Origin of the sequence: Streptomyces flavotricini (assembly GCF_020639365.1) — a bacterium.
Classification (GTDB): domain Bacteria; phylum Actinomycetota; class Actinomycetes; order Streptomycetales; family Streptomycetaceae; genus Streptomyces; species Streptomyces flavotricini.
Genome location: NZ_JAINUL010000001.1, coordinates 4,290,086 through 4,308,824 on the forward strand (window position 1 = coordinate 4,290,086; position 18,739 = coordinate 4,308,824).

At 72.2% G+C, this 18,739-nt stretch carries 14 protein-coding genes; 7 read left to right on the top strand and 7 right to left on the bottom strand.

The window, feature by feature from the left end:
- Window positions 1-5: 5 nt before the first annotated feature.
- From K7B10_RS19355 to ssd, 4 genes are read right to left on the bottom strand one after another with little or no spacing between them, the layout of a single operon-like run.
- Window positions 6-782: a type II secretion system F family protein gene (locus K7B10_RS19355; RefSeq protein WP_229337514.1), complete on the bottom strand. Its 777-nt coding sequence runs from the start codon at window positions 780-782 to the stop codon at window positions 6-8.
- Window positions 782-1,657, bottom strand: coding sequence for a type II secretion system F family protein (locus tag K7B10_RS19360; RefSeq protein ID WP_229345207.1), 876 nt, complete (start codon window positions 1,655-1,657; stop codon window positions 782-784). Before K7B10_RS19360 ends, K7B10_RS19355 begins: the two co-directional genes overlap by 1 nt.
- Window positions 1,658-1,662: 5 nt before the next feature.
- On the bottom strand, window positions 1,663-2,811 hold the full coding sequence (locus K7B10_RS19365; protein WP_229337516.1) for a TadA family conjugal transfer-associated ATPase: 1,149 nt from the start codon (window positions 2,809-2,811) through the stop codon (window positions 1,663-1,665).
- Window positions 2,808-3,950 (bottom strand): septum site-determining protein Ssd, encoded by a 1,143-nt coding sequence (ssd, locus tag K7B10_RS19370; RefSeq protein ID WP_229337519.1) that lies wholly within the window; start codon window positions 3,948-3,950, stop codon window positions 2,808-2,810. The genes K7B10_RS19365 and ssd overlap by 4 nt, the downstream gene beginning before the upstream one ends.
- Before the next feature lie 572 nt (window positions 3,951-4,522).
- Here ssd and K7B10_RS19375 point away from each other — a divergent pair.
- Window positions 4,523-5,356, top strand: a complete 834-nt coding sequence (locus K7B10_RS19375) for an HAD family hydrolase (RefSeq protein ID WP_229345210.1) — start codon at window positions 4,523-4,525, stop codon at window positions 5,354-5,356.
- Window positions 5,357-5,838: 482 nt separating this feature from the next.
- Here K7B10_RS19375 and K7B10_RS19380 read toward each other — a convergent pair whose 3' ends face one another.
- Window positions 5,839-6,660 (bottom strand): Fic family protein, encoded by an 822-nt coding sequence (locus K7B10_RS19380; protein ID WP_229337521.1) that lies wholly within the window; start codon window positions 6,658-6,660, stop codon window positions 5,839-5,841.
- 109 nt (window positions 6,661-6,769) lie between these two features.
- On the opposite strand from K7B10_RS19380, the gene K7B10_RS19385 reads away from it, so the two are divergent.
- Window positions 6,770-7,789 (top strand): ATP-binding protein, encoded by a 1,020-nt coding sequence (locus tag K7B10_RS19385; RefSeq protein ID WP_229337523.1) that lies wholly within the window; start codon window positions 6,770-6,772, stop codon window positions 7,787-7,789.
- Here the strand turns inward: K7B10_RS19385 and K7B10_RS19390 are convergent.
- Window positions 7,743-9,050, bottom strand: coding sequence for a polysaccharide deacetylase family protein (locus K7B10_RS19390; RefSeq protein ID WP_229337525.1), 1,308 nt, complete (start codon window positions 9,048-9,050; stop codon window positions 7,743-7,745). The genes K7B10_RS19385 and K7B10_RS19390 overlap by 47 nt on opposite strands.
- Window positions 9,051-9,282: 232 nt before the next feature.
- Here K7B10_RS19390 and K7B10_RS19395 point away from each other — a divergent pair, with 232 nt between their 5' ends.
- The 5 genes from K7B10_RS19395 (at window position 9,283) to K7B10_RS19415 (ending at window position 17,111) form a co-directional block, all read left to right on the top strand.
- Window positions 9,283-11,757: a SulP family inorganic anion transporter gene (locus tag K7B10_RS19395; protein WP_229337528.1), complete on the top strand. Its 2,475-nt coding sequence runs from the start codon at window positions 9,283-9,285 to the stop codon at window positions 11,755-11,757.
- A 212-nt stretch (window positions 11,758-11,969) separates the two neighbouring features.
- On the top strand, window positions 11,970-13,967 hold the full coding sequence (gene acs / locus K7B10_RS19400; protein WP_229337530.1) for an acetate--CoA ligase: 1,998 nt from the start codon (window positions 11,970-11,972) through the stop codon (window positions 13,965-13,967).
- Window positions 13,968-14,176: 209 nt separating this feature from the next.
- A complete protein-coding gene (nhaA, locus tag K7B10_RS19405) occupies window positions 14,177-15,610 on the top strand; it encodes a Na+/H+ antiporter NhaA (protein ID WP_229337532.1) in 1,434 nt (477 codons plus the stop codon).
- A gap of 86 nt (window positions 15,611-15,696) precedes the next feature.
- Window positions 15,697-16,155 carry a phage holin family protein gene (locus K7B10_RS19410; protein ID WP_099890244.1) on the top strand — a complete coding sequence of 153 codons (459 nt, stop codon included), beginning with the start codon at window positions 15,697-15,699 and terminating at the stop codon, window positions 16,153-16,155.
- Window positions 16,152-17,111 carry an alpha/beta fold hydrolase gene (locus K7B10_RS19415; RefSeq protein WP_229337534.1) on the top strand — a complete coding sequence of 320 codons (960 nt, stop codon included), beginning with the start codon at window positions 16,152-16,154 and terminating at the stop codon, window positions 17,109-17,111. Before K7B10_RS19410 ends, K7B10_RS19415 begins: the two co-directional genes overlap by 4 nt.
- A gap of 413 nt (window positions 17,112-17,524) precedes the next feature.
- Here K7B10_RS19415 and K7B10_RS19420 read toward each other — a convergent pair whose 3' ends face one another.
- Window positions 17,525-18,727, bottom strand: coding sequence for a MarP family serine protease (locus tag K7B10_RS19420; protein ID WP_229345213.1), 1,203 nt, complete (start codon window positions 18,725-18,727; stop codon window positions 17,525-17,527).
- Window positions 18,728-18,739: the final 12 nt, after the last annotated feature.

Here is an 18,739-nt window from a genome sequence, read left to right on the forward strand (position 1 = left end):
TGACTTCAGGTGGAGGAGAGAAGACCGGAGGCCATTCCGATCACCACCGGGGCCACTCCGACCGCGAGAAAGGCGGGCAGGAAACACAGCCCCACCGGAGCGGTCACGAGCACCGCCGCCCGCTGCGCCCGGGCACCGGCCTGCCGGGCCCGGTCCTCGCGCAGGGCCGTCGCCAGGCGGGAGACCGGTTCCGCGGCCGGGGCCCCCGTCCGGGCGGCCCGTTCCAGGCACTCGGCGAGCGCCCGGGCGCCCGGTATCTGCGCCAGCCTCCCCCACGCGGCGCCCGGTTCTCCTCCGAGCCGCAGCTCCGCCCCGGCCAGCGCCAGCCGCTCGCCGACCGGGCCGCCCAGTGACTCACCCACCACCTCGGCGGCCTCCACCGGCGCCGCCCCGGCCGCGAGGCACGCGGCCAGCAGATCGGCCGCGAAGGGAAGCTGCCGCTGCACCTCCCGCGGATCCACCCCGGCCGGCGGCCGCGCCCGCCGCAGCCAGCGCCACACCCCGATCGCCGCAGCGCAGCCGGCCAGCACCCCCGGCACTCCGCCGACCAGCACCCATGCCGCGAGCAGCGCCCCCGTCGGGCCCGCCCACACCGTCACCAGCGCCCGTATCCCGGACCCGAACACCGGTGCCCGCCGGGCCGGTTCCACCGAGAGCAGCGCGGCGATCCGGCGCCGGGCCGCCCGCGCCCGGATCCGGGCCGCCACCGCCGAGGCCGCCCACGGCACCACCACCGCGAGGCACAGCGCCGTCCCCAGCCTGTGGATCACGAAGCCGCCCATCACCGCTCCCCCGCCCGTACGATCCGCCGGCACCACAGCAGCCCCAGCGCCTCCAGCACCCCGCCGGCCAGCAGGCAGCCCCACCCGACCGGGGTGTGCAGCAGCACGCGCAGCGGGTCCGCGCCGAGCCCGGTGCCGATCAGCAGGCCGACCAACGGCAGCAGGGCCAGCACCACCGTGGTCGACCTGGCCCCCGCCAACTGGGCCCGCAGGGACTCCTGCCGGTCCCGCTCGGCCCGCAACGCCCCCTCCAACCGGTCCAGTCCGGCGGCGAGCCCCGCGCCCCCGTCCACCGAGATCGACCAGCACGCGGCCATCCCGGCCAGCCCTTCCGCCCCGGGCTCCCCCGACGCCTGCCGCAACGCCTCGGGGACGTCCCCGCCGAACGCCGCGGCGGCCAGCACCCCCGCCTCCGCCGGGCGCGGACCACCCGGGCCCGCGACCGTCCGCCGCATCGCCGCCGTCAGCGCCTGCCCCGGTTGGGGTCCCGACCGCAGCTCGCCCACCACCGCCCCGCACAGGGCGATCACCCCGGCGGCCCGGGCGCCGCGCTCCCGCTCCCGCTCCCGGACCCGCAGCCACCGGCGCACCAGCGGCACCGCCGCCGCGCCCACCGCCAGCGGGATCACCGACCCGCCGAGCAGCGCGACCACGAGCCCGACCCCGAGGCAGGACCACTCCCGCCACCGCACGACCCGTACCCGGACCGCGATCAACAGCCGCTCGCGGCGCACCGGACCGCGGGGCACCACGGGCCCGCCCCCGGCCAGCACCACCCGGGCCCGCCGGGCCACCCGGTCTCCCCCGGCCAGCGCCCAGGCGGCCGTCCCCGCGCAGAGCACCCCGGCGAACAGCGGCACCGGCACCGCGGCCACCCCGCTCACCGCGCACCCCGCAGCAGCGGACTCAGCCGCTCCCAGCCCCGCTCCCGCGCGAAGCCCCGGGCCGACCAGCGCAGCGCCGGTACGGTGACCACCAGCCCGGCGGCGTCCCGCTCCAGCACGTGCACCTCGGCCACCCGGCGCCGCCCGGCCCGGTCCCGGACCAGATGGACCACCAGGGTCAGCGCGGCCGCCAGCTGGCTGTGCAGGGCCGCCCGGTCGAGCCCGGCGGAAGTCCCGAGGGCCTCCAGCCGGGCCGGCACGTGCGCGGCTGCATTCGCGTGGACCGTGCCGCAGCCTCCCTCGTGACCCGTGTTCAAGGCCGCGAGGAGATCGGCCACTTCCGCGCCCCGGACCTCGCCGACGACCAGCCGGTCCGGGCGCATCCGCAGCGCCTGCCGCACCAGATCCGCCAGGGTGACCAGGCCCGCGCCCTCCTGGTTGGCCGGCCTGGTCTCCAGCCGCACCACGTGCGGGTGGTCGGGTCGCAGCTCGGCCGAATCCTCGGCCAGGACGATCCGCTCACCGGGGCCGACCAGTCCCAACAGGGCGCTGAGCAGGGTGGTCTTGCCGGTGCCGGTCCCTCCGGAGACGAGGAACGACAGCCGGGCCTCGACCATCTCCCCGAGCAGCCGCTGGCCGCCGGGCGGCAGCGTGCCCGCTTCGACCAGCTCGTCCAGCGTGAACGCCCTCGGCCGTACCACCCGCAGCGACAGGCAGGCCGAGCCGACCGCCACGGGCGGCAGCACGGCATGCAGCCGGGTGCCGTCCGGCATCCGGGCGTCCACCCAGGGCCGGGCGTCGTCCAGGCGACGGCCGGCGACGGCGGCCAGCCGCTGGGCGAGCCTGCGCACGGCATCGGCGTCGGCGAAGGTCACCCCGGTCAGCTCGAGCCCGCCCCCGCGGTCCACCCACACCCGGTCCGGGGCGGCCACCAGGACGTCGGTGACCTCCGGGTCGGCGAGCAGGGCCTCCAGCGGGCCCGCGCCGACCAGCTCGGACCGCAACTCGGCGGCAACTCCCAGCACTTCCGCATCCCCGAGCAGCCGGCCCTGTGCCCGCAGGGCCGCCGCCACCCGCGCCGGGGTCGGCTCCGCCCCGCTCTCGGCCAGCCGCTGGCGCACCGCGTCCAGGAGTACGGCGCTCATGCCGCCACCCCCGGGGCGGGGCCGAGTGCCCGCCGCCAGAAGCCGTCGCAGAACCGGGCCAGCGCTCCCCGCCCCTGCCCGCCCGGCGGTTCCCCTTCGGCGACCCTCCCCGGGAGCCCCACCTCGACCGGCACCTCACCGGCGAGCGGCACCCCCAGGAGCCCGGCCACCGCCTCGGCGTCGAGCCCGCCCGGACAGCGGCCCCGTACGACCACGCGGACATCCCGGGCCACCATCCGCACCCCGGCCGCGACCCGGCCCGCCGCGGCCACCGCCCGCAGCTCGCCCGGCACCACCATCAGCACCAGGTCCAGCTGGGCCAGCGCCTCGGCCACGGCTTCGTCCACCCGCCGGGGCAGGTCGACCACCACCACCCCGCCCCGGCGGCGCGCGGCGGCCAGCACCGAGCGCATCGCCGCGGGCGGCACCACCACCCGGTCCCCGCGGTCCCAGCTGAGGACCCGCAGGGCGTGCAGCTCCGGCAGGGACTCCTCCAGGGCGCCGGCGCCCACCCGGCCCCGCGAGCCCGCGAAGTCCGGCCAGCGCAGCCCCTCGGCGCTCTCGCCGCCGAGCAGTACGTCCATACCGCCGCCGAGCGGGTCCCCGTCGATGAGGATGGTCCGCTCCCCGGCGCGGGCGGCCCGCAGGGCCAGGGCGCAGGCGAGGGTGGAGGCTCCGGCTCCGCCGCTGCCGCCGATCACCCCGACGGCGAGGGCCGGTTTGCCGGCGCCCTCCACCACATCGGCGATGCGGTCGACGAGCCGGCTCTCGGCGTCGGGGAGCCGGAGCACCTCCTCGGCGCCGATCTCCACCGCCCGCCGCCACACGAGGGGATCGTCCGGATCCCGGCCGACGAGCAGTACCCCGCCCCGACGCGGAGCGCCGCGCACCCGGCGGGCGGCGTCATCCCCGACGAGCACGAGCGGCGCGGACTCCCATCCGACGCTCCCGCCCGTCTCCAGGGCGGCTCCGGAACCGCTTTCGCCCCTCACGGCACCCCCGCCGCAACCGCCTCCGCTTTGCTCGGGCACCGCATGGTGCACATGCGGCTCGGCGCCCGCGGCGGCGCACAGCCGCAGCAGATCGTCGAGCAGCTGCGGGTCCTCGGTGATGATCAGCGGCCGCCCGGCACCGGGCACAGCCCCGCCCGGAGCGTCCGATGGCCTGTTTCCGCCTGCTTCCACGCGCTCCTGCAGTTCACACGACTTCGATCCAGCCACGATCTCCGCCCCCTTCTCACTGCAAATCCCGGCACCGCGGACTTCGCGGCCGGAATCACCGTGAGGCCATCCGGAAAAAGAAGTGGATCTTGCCCAAAAACTGTGGACAACAGGAGCCCTGTGAATAACTCCATCACCCCAACAGGTGAGTTCAGAGCGCGGCGGAACCACTACGCAGCGTCACGAATTCCGAAGGGTGAGGGCCTTCGCCGCACGGGGCCCGCCGAGGAAGGAGGGCCGCGGGAATGGTCACTTGGGGCCGAAGGCAGGGACGCGAACCGCGTCCGGACATGCGACGACCCCCGCCGGGGGGGAGAGCGGGGGTCGTCCCCACGGTCCGACTCGGGGGGGGAGGAGCCAGACCGGGTTAGCACGGTCGCGAACGATCCGTGACTTCCATGGTGTACCCGAGAGCCTTCTCAGGCAAACCCACGCGCCACACCTTACGCCGAATGGTGGGCGCATATGCTCGGGGCGTGGAAATCCAGCCCTTGCCGCACTCGTCGCCCCGCACCGCAGCCTTCTTCGACCTGGACAAGACGGTCATTGCGAAGTCAAGCACTCTGACGTTCAGCAAGTCCTTCTACCAGGGCGGCCTCATCAACCGCCGAGCCGTGCTGCGCACCGCCTACACCCAGTTCATCTACCTGGTCGGCGGCGCCGACCACGATCAGATGGAGCGGATGCGTGAGTACCTGTCCTCGCTCTGCAAGGGATGGAACGTCCAGCAGGTGCGCGAGATCGTCGCCGAGACCCTGCACGACCTGATCGACCCGCTGATCTACGACGAGGCCGCGTCCCTCATCGAGGCCCACCACACGGCCGGCCGCGACGTGGTGATCGTCTCGACGTCCGGCGCCGAAGTCGTCGAGCCCATCGGCGAGATGCTCGGCGCGGACCGGGTCGTCGCGACGCGCATGGTCATCGGCGAGGACGGCTGCTTCACGGGCGAGATCGGGTACTACGCGTACGGGCCGACCAAGGCCGAGGCGGTGCGGGAGCTCGCGGAGTCCGAGGGGTACGACCTCGCGCGGTGCTACGCGTACAGCGACTCGGTGACGGACATCCCGATGCTGGAGGCGGTCGGGCACCCGCACGCCGTCAACCCCGACCGGGCGTTGCGGCGGGAGGCGGTGGCGCGGGAGTGGCCGGTGCTCGTGTTCAACCGGCCGGTGCGGCTGAAGCAGCGGCTGCCGGGGCTGTCCATGCCGGCACGGCCGGCGCTGGTGGCCGCCGCGGCCGTGGGCGCGGCGGCGGCCACCGCGGGGCTGGTGTGGTACGCCAGTCGGCGACGGGCCAGCGCACTGGCCGCCGCCTCCGCGTGACCGGTTCGCGGCGTGGCCCGGCTCGGCGGCGGTCACCGGCTCGGCGGGCTGGACGCGGCGGCGGGGCCGGTCGCGCACAGGGCGCCCCGGGAGGCCGGCAGGCGGCCGGCGCACTCCGGGTGCACCGCCCCTGAGGTGCACGAACAACCCCTGTCCGGTTCGCCCCACGGTGTCCCGGAAAGTAAAAAAAGCGGGCAGGGGTTCCGCTTGTCAGCGAAGCGGAGTACAAAGGAGTCAACGGCCCGCGAGACCAAAGAACATCCGAGAGGATCATCTTTAAAACGCAGTAAGGCCCACGGACCGAAGCATGAACGCCGAGCACCCACGCGACGTCGACCCGTCGATTACGGGCCAGCCGCACCAGGTGACGGGCAAAGTTCCCGACCTGATGGGCAACCATCGAGGACGCTTGGTAACTGGGCGTGAATGCCAGCGGCGACACCAAAGCAAGACGGTGTCGCCGCAACCCTGTGCGGGTGGAATCAGGCGGCGCCGCGCTGCAGGGCCTCGCAGACCGCCGTCGACTCGCGGACACCCAGCTCGATCGCGCGGCCGCAGTGCGCGATCCACGCCGCCATCCCCTCCGCCGTCCCCGAGACGTATCCCTCGAAGGCCGCCAGGTACGCGTCCCGCCCCTGCTCCGCGTGACCGACCTCCGCCGGGCAGATCGCCTTCGGGTCCAGACCGCTGTTGATCAGTACGATCCGCTCCGCGGCCCGCGCCACCAGCCCGTTGTACGAGCCGAACGGCCGCAGCGCCAGCAGCTCGCCGTGCACCACCGCCGACGTGATCAGCGCCGGGGCCGAGCCGCCCGCGATGATCAGACGGGACAGGCCGTCCAGCCGGCCCGCCACCTCCTGCGCGCTCGGCAGCGCCGCCGTGACGAACGGTTCGTCCACGGGTTCGCCCGCCAGACGCGGGCGGCCCACCACGTCACCCTCGGCGGTCGACCCCGACGCCACCAGGTGCAGGCGCGCCAGCACCCGCAGCGGCGACTGCCGCCAGATGCTCAGCAGCTGCCCGGCCTCCGCCGTCAGGCGCAGCGCCGCGCCCACCGTGCGCGCCTGTGCCTCCGCCCCGAAGTCGGTGCGGCGGCGCACCTCCTCCAGCGCCCAGTCCGCCCCGGACAGCGCAGCACTGCCGCGCGCGCCGCGCAGCGCGGCCTCCGAGGTGATCTCCCCGCCGCGCCGGCGCATGACCCGGTGCCCGTAGACACGGTCCACGGCCTTGCGTACGGAATCCACGGATTCGGCGACGCCCGGGAGGGAGCCCAGGGCGGCCAGCGGGTCAGAAGCGCTACTCATAAGTAGGGAGCGTACGCACTGCGGGTCCGTGGCGCCGACCCCTCCTTGGAGTGGTCTTCTTCACTTACAGGCACCACGCAAAGCGACGGAGCCACTACTCTTGGTGAACATGAAGATCGCTTTCGTGGGAAAGGGCGGCAGCGGCAAGACGACCCTGTCCTCCCTCTTCATCCGCCACCTCGCAGCCAATGAGGCCCCTGTCGTCGCGGTGGACGCCGACATCAACCAGCACTTGGGCGCCGCGCTCGGACTCGGGGAGGAAGAGGCCGCCGCGCTGCCCGCCCTGGGTGCGCACCTGCCCCTGATCAAGGAGTACCTGCGGGGCTCCAACCCGCGCATCGCCTCCGCCGACACGATGATCAAGACCACACCGCCGGGCGCCGGATCGCGCCTGCTGCGGGTCACCGAGGACAACCCGGTGTACGAGGCCTGCGCGCGGACGCTGATGTTCGACGGGGAGCCCGTGCGGCTGATGGCCACCGGCCCGTTCACCGAGTCGGACCTCGGGGTCGCCTGCTACCACTCCAAGGTCGGGGCGGTGGAGCTCTGTCTCAACCACCTGGTCGACGGCCCGGACGAGTACGTCGTCGTCGACATGACCGCGGGCTCCGACTCCTTCGCCTCGGGCATGTTCACCCGCTTCGACATGACCTTCCTGGTCGCGGAACCGACCCGCAAGGGCATCTCCGTCTACCGCCAGTACAAGGAGTACGCGCGGGACTTCGGGATCGCGCTCAAGGTCGTCGGCAACAAGGTGCAGGGCACGGACGACATCGAGTTCCTCCAGGACGAGGTCGGCGAGGACCTGCTCGTCACCGTCGGGCACTCCGACTGGGTGCGGGCGATGGAGAAGGGCCGCCCCGCGGCGTTCGAGCTGCTCGAAGCGAGCAACCGGCTCGCCCTCCAGTCCCTCCAGGACGCGGCCGACGACTCGTACGCCGACCGCGACTGGGAGCGGTACACCGCGCAGATGGTCCACTTCCACCTGCGGAACGCGGAGAGCTGGGGCAACGCCAAGACCGGGGCCGACCTGGCTGCCCAGGTCGACCCCGATTTCGTCCTGCGGGAGAGCCCGCAGCTCCCTACTCCTCGCCCGACTCCTCTTCGGCCGGCTCCGCAGCCGGCTTGACCGCGGGGGCGGCCGGCTTGGCCGGCGGCCCCGCCGTCAGGAACTTCGTCCAGCCCTCCTTGGGCGCCTCGCCGACGTCGAGACCGCGCATCCACTCCAGGACCTTCGGGTCCTGGGCGTCCAGCCAGTCCACCAGCTCGCGGAACGGCACGCAGCGGACCTCCTTCTGCGTGCACATCGACTCGATCGAGTCCTCGACGGCCTTCATGTACGTGCCGCCGTTCCACGACTCGAAGTGGTTGCCGATGATCAGCGGAGCGCGGTTGCCGGCGTAGACCCGGTCGAAGGCTTGCTGCAGGCCCTCGCGCATCTGCTCACCCCAGTACGCGTGCTGCGAGGGGTCGCCCTGCGTGGTCGTACCGGACTGGTTGACCAGGTAGTTGTAGTCCATGCTCAGCGTGTCGAACGCGCGGCCCGGCATGGGGACGAGCTGCAGCGGGACGTCCCAGAGCCCGTCCGTCTTCTTCGGCCAGATCTGCTTGCTGATGCCGCTGGAGTCGTAGCGGAAGCCCATGTCCTTGGCCGCCAGCATGAAGTTCTTCTGGCCTTCGAGACAGGGGGTGCGGGCGCCGATGAGCTCCTTGTCGTAGTCGAACGGGAGCGCCTCCATGCCCTTCAGGTCCGGCGTGTTCGTCTTCCAGCTCTTCACGAACGACTTGGCCTGGTTGATCTCGCTCTTCCACTCCGGCACGGACCAGGTGCCCACGCCGCCGTCGGGGCCGCAGAAGTGGCCGTTGAAGTGGGTGCCGATCTCGTTGCCCTCAAGCCAGGCCCCGCGGACCTGCTCGGCCGTGTCCTTGATGCCCTGGACATCGCCGAAGCCGATGTCGGAGCGGCCGGACTCGTGCTGCGGGGCCGTATAGAGGGAACGTTTCTCCTCCGGGAGCATGTACACGCCGCTCAGGAAGTAGGTCATCCGGGCGTTGTACTTCTTGCCGACCTCGCGGAAGTGCGAGAAGAGCTTCTGGCTGTCCTCCCCTGCCCCGTCCCACGAGAACACCACGAACTGCGGCGGCTTCTCGCCGGGCTTCAGCTTCTGCGGCTTCCGCACGTTCGGCTGCGCACCCGTGTACGCCGTCGAGCCGTCACCGATGGGCCGGTTGACGCTCCCGGGAGCGGCCTCCGGGGCCGCCGCCCCCTTCTTGCCGTTCGGGCTGCCCGGGGACGGCTTGGCGGGTCCCGAGGTGCTGCACCCGGCGACGCCCAGCACCAACGCCGTGGCGACCAGGCCGCCGGCGATCCTCTTCGTGGCGGCGATCATCCGTCCACCTCTCCTCGCAGTTCCATCGCGGGTCTTCCGTGCCGCAACGTCCCATGCGGTCCGCCGTGAAGATGATGTGACAAGCCGTACAAAATGCTTAATCACCCCTGGGCGCTAATTTCTAGGCCATTTGCCCCTATTCCCTATCGCGATCCTTTACTCTCCATTACCTTTCATTTACTGAGTGTTGAGACTCCCGCCGCTTCATCCCTCCGCAGAGGAGACGGGACCTATGACAGCCACCTCCCCCAAGGCCGAAGGCGCGCCGCACAAGGGCCACCGTGCCGATCTCCACGCCGACCTGTCCGCATCCCTGACCGTGTTCCTGATCGCCCTGCCGCTCTCCCTCGGCATCGCGCTCGCCACCGGCGCCCCGCTCCAGGCGGGCCTGGTGGCCGCGGCCGTCGGCGGGATCGTGGCCGGGCGCCTGGGCGGCACACCCCTGCTGGTGAGCGGACCCGCGACGGGACTCACCGTCGTCACCGCCGAGTTGATCCAGCACTACGGATGGCGCACCACCTGCGCCATCACCGTGCTCGCCGGCTGCTGCCAGCTCGGGCTCGCCGCGCTGCGCACCGCCCGCTCCGCGCTCATGGTCAGCCCGGCCATCGTGCACGGCATGCTCGCGGGCGTCGGCGTCACGATCGCGCTGGCCCAGCTGCACATCGTCCTCGGCGGCACCCCGCAGAGCTCCGCCTTCGCCAACGTCCTTGGCCTGCCGGGCCAGTTGGCGAACCTGCATCCGGCCGCGCTCGGCATCAGCGTCCTGACCCTGGCCGTCCTGCTCGGCTGGCCGCGGATGCCCGGGCGGATCGGGCTCGCGCTGCGCAAGGTGCCGGCCGCGCTGGCCGCCGTGGCCACGGCCACCGCGTTCGCCACGCTGACCGGGCTGACCCTGCCGAGGGTGGACCTGCCGTCCTGGCGCAGCCACGCCCTGCCCGAGCTGCCCGAGGGCCCGGTCCTCGGCATCATCGCGGCCGTCCTGACGGTCACCCTGGTCGGCAGCGTGGAATCCCTGCTGTCCGCGGTCGCCACCGACAAGCTGATCGCCTCGCAGCGGCGTACGGGCCACCGTCCGCCGCGCGCCGACCTCGACCGGGAACTGCGCGGTCAGGGCGCGGCGAACGTGCTCTCCGGACTGCTGGGCGGGCTGCCCATCGCGGGCGGGGCCGTCCGCAGCGTGGCCAACGTCAAGTCCGGGGCCGTGAGCCGCCGGTCGGTCATGCTGCACGGGCTCTGGATCCTGCTCGCGGCCGCCCTGCTCGTCCCGGTCCTCGACCTGATCCCGCTCGCCGCGCTGGCCGCCCTGGTGATGGCGCTCGGCGTACAGATGGTGAACGCCACGCATCTGCGTACGGTCACCCGGCACCGCGAGATCGTGGTGTACGTGACGACGATCGCGGCCGTGGTGCTCGGCGGGGTCCTGGAGGGGGTCGCCATCGGCATCGCGGTGGCCGTCGCGATCGCCCTGCACCGGCTGGCCCGGACCCGGATCACGGTCGAGGTGCAGGACGGTGTCCACCGGGTGTGGGCGCGCGGGCAGTTGACCTTCCTCGCGGTGCCCCGGCTGAGCCGGGTGCTGAACCAGATCCCGCCCGGCGGGCGCGTGGTGGTGGAGCTGGACGGCTCGTTCATGGACCACGCGGCGTACGAGACGCTGCAGGACTGGCAGCACGCCCACCTGGTGCACGGGGGCTCGCTGGAGGTCACCGGCCGCTCCACCACCCGGATGGCGGGGGCGGAGCGGGCCCACCAGGGCCACCCGGCACACCAGCCTCACCAGACGCACCAGACGCACCGCGCCGATCAGCGCTCCCACCACCGCGGGGCCCATCGCGGCGGGCACCAGTGCTGCCGCCCCTGGACCCCGTGGATGAACCACTGCGACCACAGGCCGGCGGCCGAGCCCACGATCCCCGGCGCGGCAGCGGCTCCCGACTCGCTGGAGGCCGTGGAGACCCCGGCCCCGGCCCCGGCTCCGGCACCGGCACCGCGCCGGCGGGGCGCCGGCCAACTGGCCAACGGGATCAGCGCCTTCCAGCGGGACACCGCACCCCACGTCCGCGAGGAGCTGGCCCGGCTGGCCCGGGAGGGGCAGCGGCCCTCCCAGCTCTTCCTGACCTGCGCGGACTCCCGCCTGGTGACCAGCATGATCACGGCCAGCGGCCCCGGAGACCTGTTCACGGTGCGCAACGTCGGCAACCTGGTCCCCCTGCCGGGCGCCGAGGCCACGGACGACTCGGTCGCGGCGGCCATCGAGTACGCGGTGGACGTGCTCAAGGTGGACAGCATCACGGTGTGCGGGCACTCGGGCTGCGGGGCCATGCAGGCGCTGCTGAACTCCACGCCCGGGGGCCCGATGACCCCGCTGCGCCGGTGGCTGCGGCACGGGCTGCCGAGCCTGGAGCGGATGGCCAGCCGCCACCACGCCTGGGCCCGGATCGCGGGCCGGCTCCCGGCGGACGCGGTGGAGCAGCTGTGCCTGACCAACGTGGTGCAGCAGCTGGAGCACCTGCGGGCCCACGAATCGGTGGCCCGGCGGCTCGCGGAGGGCACGCTGGAGCTGCACGGGATGTACTTCCACGTGGGCGAAGCGCAGGCCTACCTGCTGTCGGAGGGCGAGGACTTCTTCGACTGCCGGGTCTTCGACAGCGTCGGGCACCAGGCCGGGGAGCACGTCGGACAGCACGCCGGACAGCACGCCTGAAAGATGACCGAATGATGACCGAATCGCCGTGACCGGCGGATCCTGATCATGGACGCGGACGAACCGGTAACCTCCGGTATCCGTGTCACAGAGTGGCCCCTTCCCGCACCCTGCAGCGGGAAGGGGCCACTCTGCACGTCCGCCCGGCCGTGATATAGGTCTAAACCAATTTTCGGCTACCCCTTGTCACCAGGGCCGCTGACTGATGAGCTATGCCCGGGGACACAACGGACACCCTGGGAAAGGGAGATGTCGTGAGCAACGAAAGCCTGGCCAACCTGTTGAAGGAGGAGCGCCGATTCGCTCCTCCCGCCGACCTGGCCGCCGCCGCCAACGTGACGGGGGCTGCGTACGCACAGGCCGACGCGGACCGGCTGGGCTTCTGGGCCGAGCAGGCCCGCCGCCTGACCTGGGACACCGAGCCGACCGAGACGCTCGACTGGACCAACCCGCCCTTCGCCAAGTGGTTCGCGGACGGCAAGCTGAACGTCGCGTACAACTGCGTGGACCGGCACGTCGAGGCCGGCAACGGCGACCGCGTCGCCATCCACTTCGAGGGTGAGCCCGGCGACAGCCGCTCGATCACCTACGCCGAGCTCAAGGACGAGGTCTCCAGGGCCGCCAACGCCCTGACCGAGCTGGGCGTCCAGGCCGGCGACCGGGTCGCGGTCTACCTGCCGATGATCCCCGAGGCCGTCGTCGCGATGCTCGCGTGCGCCCGCGTCGGTGCCGCCCACTCCGTGGTCTTCGGCGGCTTCTCCGCCGACGCCGTGGCCTCCCGCATCCAGGACGCCGACGCCAAGCTGGTCATCACCGCCGACGGCGGCTACCGCCGCGGCAAGCCCAGCGCCCTCAAGCCGGCCATCGACGAGGCCGTCGCGAAGTGCCCGCAGGTCGAGCACGTGCTCGTCGTACGGCGCACCGGCCAGGACACCGCGTTCACCGAGGGCCGCGACGTCTGGTGGGACGAGATCGTCGGCCGCCAGTCCGCCGAGCACGCCCCGCAGGCCTTCGACGCCGAGCACCCGCTGTTCATCCTGTACACCTCGGGGACGACGGGTAAGCCCAAGGGCATCCTGCACACCTCCGGCGGCTACCTCACTCAGGCCTCGTACACCCACCACGCCGTCTTCGACCTCAAGCCGGAGAGCGACGTCTACTGGTGCACCGCCGACATCGGCTGGGTGACCGGGCACTCGTACATCGTCTACGGGCCGCTCGCCAACGGCGCCACCCAGGTGATGTACGAGGGCACGCCGGACACCCCGCACCAGGGCCGGTTCTGGGAGGTCGTGCAGAAGTACGGCGTCACCGTCCTCTACACCGCGCCGACGGCGATCCGCACGTTCATGAAGTGGGGCGACGACATCCCCGCGAAGTTCGACCTGTCGAGCCTGCGCGTGCTGGGCTCGGTCGGCGAGCCGATCAACCCCGAGGCCTGGGTCTGGTACCGCAAGCACATCGGTGGCGACCGCTGCCCGATCGTGGACACGTGGTGGCAGACCGAGACCGGCGCCATGATGATCTCCCCACTGCCCGGCGTCACGGCGACCAAGCCGGGCTCCGCCCAGCGAGCCCTGCCCGGCATCGGTGCCACCGTCGTGGACGACGAGGGCCACGAGGTCCCGAACGGCGGAGGCGGCTACCTGGTCCTCACCGAGCCGTGGCCGTCGATGCTGCGCACCATCTGGGGTGACGACCAGCGGTTCGTCGACACCTACTGGTCCCGCTTCGAGGGCAAGTACTTCGCGGGCGACGGCGCCAAGAAGGACGACGACGGCGACATCTGGCTGCTGGGCCGCGTCGACGACGTGATGCTGGTGTCCGGCCACAACATCTCGACCACCGAGGTGGAGTCGGCCCTCGTCTCGCACCCGTCGGTCGCCGAGGCGGCCGTGGTCGGCGCCAAGGACGAGACCACCGGCCAGGCCATCGTCGCCTTCGTGATCCTGCGCGGCAGCGCCTCCGAGACCGACACCCTGGTCGGCGAGCTGCGCAACCACGTGGGCGCCACGCTGGGCCCGATCGCGAAGCCCAAGCGCATCGTTCCCGTGCAGGAGCTGCCGAAGACCCGCTCGGGCAAGATCATGCGGCGCCTGCTGCGCGATGTCGCCGAGGACCGCGCGGTCGGCGACGTCACGACCCTGGCGGACTCCTCGGTCATGGACCTGATCCAGAACAAGCTGCCGTCCGCCTCCAGCGAGGACTGAGCGGCACACCGAGCGGCACAGTGAGAAGGGGCATCCGGCACATCGCGCCGGATGCCCCTTTCGCACATAAAGTGAAGATCGCCGGATTCGTTCTCGCGCACTCCTGTAAAGTATTGAAAGCGTAAAAAAGCAAGTCCACAGGGTGCGCCGGGAAGTCTGGTCGGCAACGAGTTCCGCCATGCCGTCCAACCACCCGGAGGTGTCCCCTCGTGGCCGCGCCCAGCCCCACCGACCGCCACAACCGCAAGTTCCTCGGCAGGCTCTCCCTGCCCGAACGGCGCTTCGTGGCCGACGCCCTGCGCGCCGAGACCGTCGGCGGCGTGCTCCTGCTCGCGGCCGCCATCGCCGCCCTGCTGTGGGCGAACATCCCCGCGCTCTCCGGCAGCTACTCCACCGTCAGCGACTTCCACATCGGCCCCGCCTCCCTCGGCCTGGACCTCTCGATCCAGCACTGGGCGGCCGACGGACTGCTGGCGATCTTCTTCTTCGTCGCCGGCATCGAGCTCAAGCGCGAGCTCGTCGCGGGCGATCTGCGCGACCCCAAGGCGGCCGCCCTCCCGGTGATCGCCGCCGTCTGCGGCATGGCCGTCCCGGCGCTGGTCTACGTACTGGTCAACACGGCCGGCGGCGGCTCGATGAACGGCTGGGCGGTCCCCACCGCCACCGACATCGCCTTCGCCCTCGCCGTCCTGGCCGTGATCGGCACCTCGCTGCCGTCCGCGCTGCGCGCCTTCCTGCTGACCCTCGCCGTCGTCGACGACCTGTTCGCCATCATGATCATCGCGGTGTTCTTCACCAGCGAGATCGACTTCCTGGCCCTCGGCGGCGCGGTCCTGGGCCTGGTCGTCTTCTGGTTCCTGCTCCGCAAGGGCGTCCGCGGCTGGTACGTGTACGTCCCGCTCGCCCTGGTCATCTGGGGGCTGATGTACAACAGCGGCGTCCACGCCACCATCGCCGGCGTGGCCATGGGCCTGATGCTCCGCTGCTCCCGCAAGGAAGGCGAGGAGACCTCCCCCGGCGAGCACATCGAGCACCTCGTGCGGCCCGTCTCGGCCGGCCTGGCCGTCCCGCTCTTCGCTCTGTTCTCCGCCGGGGTCTCGCTCTCCGACGACTCCATCGCCCAGGTCTTCACCCGGCCCGAGACGCTCGGCGTCGTCCTCGGCCTGGTCGTCGGCAAGGCCGTGGGCATCTTCGGCGGCACCTGGCTGGCCGCCCGCTTCACCAAGGCCGAACTCAACGAGGACCTGGCCTGGCCCGACGTACTCGCCGTGGCCTCCCTCGCCGGCATCGGCTTCACCGTCTCGCTCCTCATCGGCGAGCTCGCCTTCACCGGCGACGAGACCCTGACCGACGAGGTGAAGGCCGCCGTCCTGTTCGGCTCCCTCATCGCCGCCGTGGTCGCGAGCGTCATGCTCAAGCTCCGCAACCGCAAGTACCGGGCCCTCACCGAGGACGAGGAGCGCGACGAGGACCTCGACGGCATCCCGGACATCTACGAGCAGGACAAGCCGGAGTACCACCTGAGGATGGCGAAGATCTACGAGGCGAAGGCCGCGGAGCACCGGCGCAGGGCCGAGGCGGCCACGGCCGCCGCGCTCGAAGCGGCCACCGGGTCCAGCGCCGAGCGCGACCGTCCGGCATGATCTGAACTGACGCCGTGACGGGCGAAGGACAGCCGCCGCGCGGGGCGTCGACAGCAGACGACGGCAGAAGACAGAGGGAGAGAGCGATGAGCGCAGTGGACCAAGGGGCGCAAGGAGCCGAGCGCACACTCGGCCAGCTGGTCGCCTCGGCCACCGCCGAGATGTCCGCCCTGGTGCACGACGAGATCGCCCTCGCCAAGGCGGAGATCCGCCAGGACGTCAAGCGCGTGGGCATCGGCGGCACCGCCATCGGGATCGCAGGGGTGTTCGCCCTGTTCTCCCTGCCCGTGCTGAGCTTCGCCGCGGCGTACGGGATCCACAACCTCGGGCTCGGGCTGGCCTGGTCGTTCCTCATCGTCGGCGTGGCGTTCCTGCTGCTCGCGGGCCTGCTGGCGCTGATCGCCGTATCGAAGTTCAAGAAGGTCAAGCCGCCGGAGAAGACCATCGCCTCCGTCAAGCAGACCGCGGCGGTCGTCGGGACGGTCAAGCCGCACCCGCGGTCGGTGAGTGACCAGGCCGTGGGTGTGGCACGCTCGTCCTCATGACAGCGCCCTCTCCGGACTCCAGCACGCCGCCCACCGCCGCGACGGCGGTCCGGATCGATGTGCCCGGCGGGAGGACGGTGACCCACCGGGACGTCGCGGCCAACGGGGCCCGGTTCCACGTGGCCGAGATGGGCGACGGGCCGCTGGTCCTGCTGCTCCACGGTTTCCCACAGTTCTGGTGGACGTGGCGGCACCAGCTGACCGCGCTCGCAGACGCCGGATACCGGGCGGTCGCGATGGACCTGCGCGGGGTGGGCGGCAGCGACCGCACCCCGCGCGGCTACGACCCCGCGAACCTGGCGCTCGACATCACCGGGGTCGTACGGTCCCTCGGCGAGCCGGACGCCGCCCTCGTGGGGCACGACCTGGGCGGCTACCTCGCCTGGACCGCGGCCGTGATGCGCCCCAAGCTGGTGCGCCGGCTCGTGGTCTCCTCGATGCCGCACCCGCGGCGCTGGCGCTCGGCGATGCTCTCCGACTTCGGCCAGACCCGGGCCAGTTCGCACATCTGGGGCTTCCAGCGGCCGTTCATCCCGGAGCGGCAGCTCGTCGCCGACGACGGGGCGCTCGTGGGCGAGCTGATCCGGGACTGGTCCGGGCCGCTGCCGCCCGCGGCGGAGGACCTCGACGTGTACCGGCGGGCGATGTGCATCCCGTCCACCGCGCACTGCTCGATCGAGCCGTACCGCTGGATGATGCGTTCCATGGCCCGGCCGGACGGGCTCCAGTTCAACCGCCGGATGAAGCGACCGGTGCGCGTGCCGACGCTGCACCTGCACGGCTCCCTCGACCCGGTGATGCGGACCCGGAGCGCGGCCGGCTCCGGGGAGTACGTCGAAGCCCCGTACCGGTGGCGGCTGTTCGACGGCCTCGGGCACTTCCCCCACGAGGAGGACCCCTCGGCCTTCTCGACCGAGCTGGTGAACTGGCTGAAGGACCCCGAGCCGGACCGCTGACCCGACGGGATCTCAGCTGACCAGCCATCAGTACGACTGTCTTACGAACATTCAATTGCCTGGCGCATAGGCCAATTGGCCGCCCCGGACGGGGTTACCGACCTTGGGGCCCGGGCACAGCTCGTTGTATGGGCTGGACGCACGACTACGGTGACACCGCACGCGAACGCCGCCCGGCAGCGACGCCGGGCATGCACGGGAGGACGGGCCGGGACGGCCACGACCCCCGACTCGGGATTCCACGCATCCTGCGCCGCCGGGCCCGCTGGGTCTCGGCACGGCTGCGCCATCCACGGACGTAGCCGCGGCCGCGGCCCTTCCCGTACGGGCGCCCCGCGCGGACACGCCCGTACGGGGCCTGCGGACCCTACGGGCCCTCCGATCGGTACGGGCCCCACACGGACCCGCACGGATCAGAGGGCGCAGCCCTGGCTGTCGGCCCGCCGGTCGGAGACCTTCCCGATCCGGATGTCGTCGCGGACCTCGTCCGCCGTCAGCGCGTACCCGGTGTTCGGGTCGTCGAGCGACTTCGCGAAGACGACCCCGTACACCTTGCCGTCGGGCGTCAGCAGCGGCCCGCCGGAGTTGCCCTGGCGGACGGTCGCGAACAGCGAGTAGACATCGCGCCGGACGGTGCCCCGGTGGTAGATGTCCGGGCCGTTGGCGTTGATCCGGCCGCGGACGCGCGCCGCGCGGACGTCGTACGCGCCGTTCTCCGGGAAGCCGGCGACGATCGCGTCGCTGCCGCTCGTCGCGTCCTTGTCCGTGAACTCCAGCGCGGGCGCCTTCAGCTTGGGCACGTCCAGGACGGCGATGTCGCGCTCCCAGTCGTAGAGCACGACCTTGCCGTCGTAGAGCTTGCCCTCGCCGCCGATCTGCACGGTCGGCTCGCCGACCCCGCCGACCACGTGCGCGTTGGTCATGACCTTGCCGGGCGCGAAGACGAAGCCGGTGCCCTCCAGGACCTTGCTGCAGCTCGGCGCGGTACCGACGACCTTCACGATCGAGCGCTTGGCCGCCTCGGCGACGGGGCTGCGGGCGAGCGCCGGATCGGGTGCCTTCACCTCGGTGATCGGCTCGTTCGAGAACGGGCTGAAGACCTGCGGGAAGCCGCTGCGCGCGAGGGTGGAGCTGAAGTCCGAGAACCAGGTGTTGGCCTGGGCGGGCAGCACCCGCGACACGCCCAGCAGCACCTTGGAGTTGCGGACCTCCTTGCCCAGCGTGGGAAGCGACGTCCCGGCGAGGGCGGAGCCGATCAGCCACGCCACCAGCAGCATCGCGACGACGTTGACCAGGGCCCCGCCGGTCGCGTCGAGCGCGCGCGCCGGTGACCACGTGATGTGGCGGCGCAGGCGGTTGCCCAGATGGGTGGTGAAGGCCTGCCCGATCGAGGCACAGACGATGATCACGACGACGGCGATGACCACGACCGTGGTGGACACCTGGGTGCCGTTGTCGGTCACCCGGTCCCAGACCAGCGGGAGCAGGGACACGGCGATGAGACCACCGCCGAGGAAGCCGATCACCGACAGGATGCCGACGACGAACCCCTGGCGGTAGCCGACGATCGCGAACCACACGGCGGCGAGCAGCAACAGGATGTCCAGCACGTTCACGAGGGTCACCGT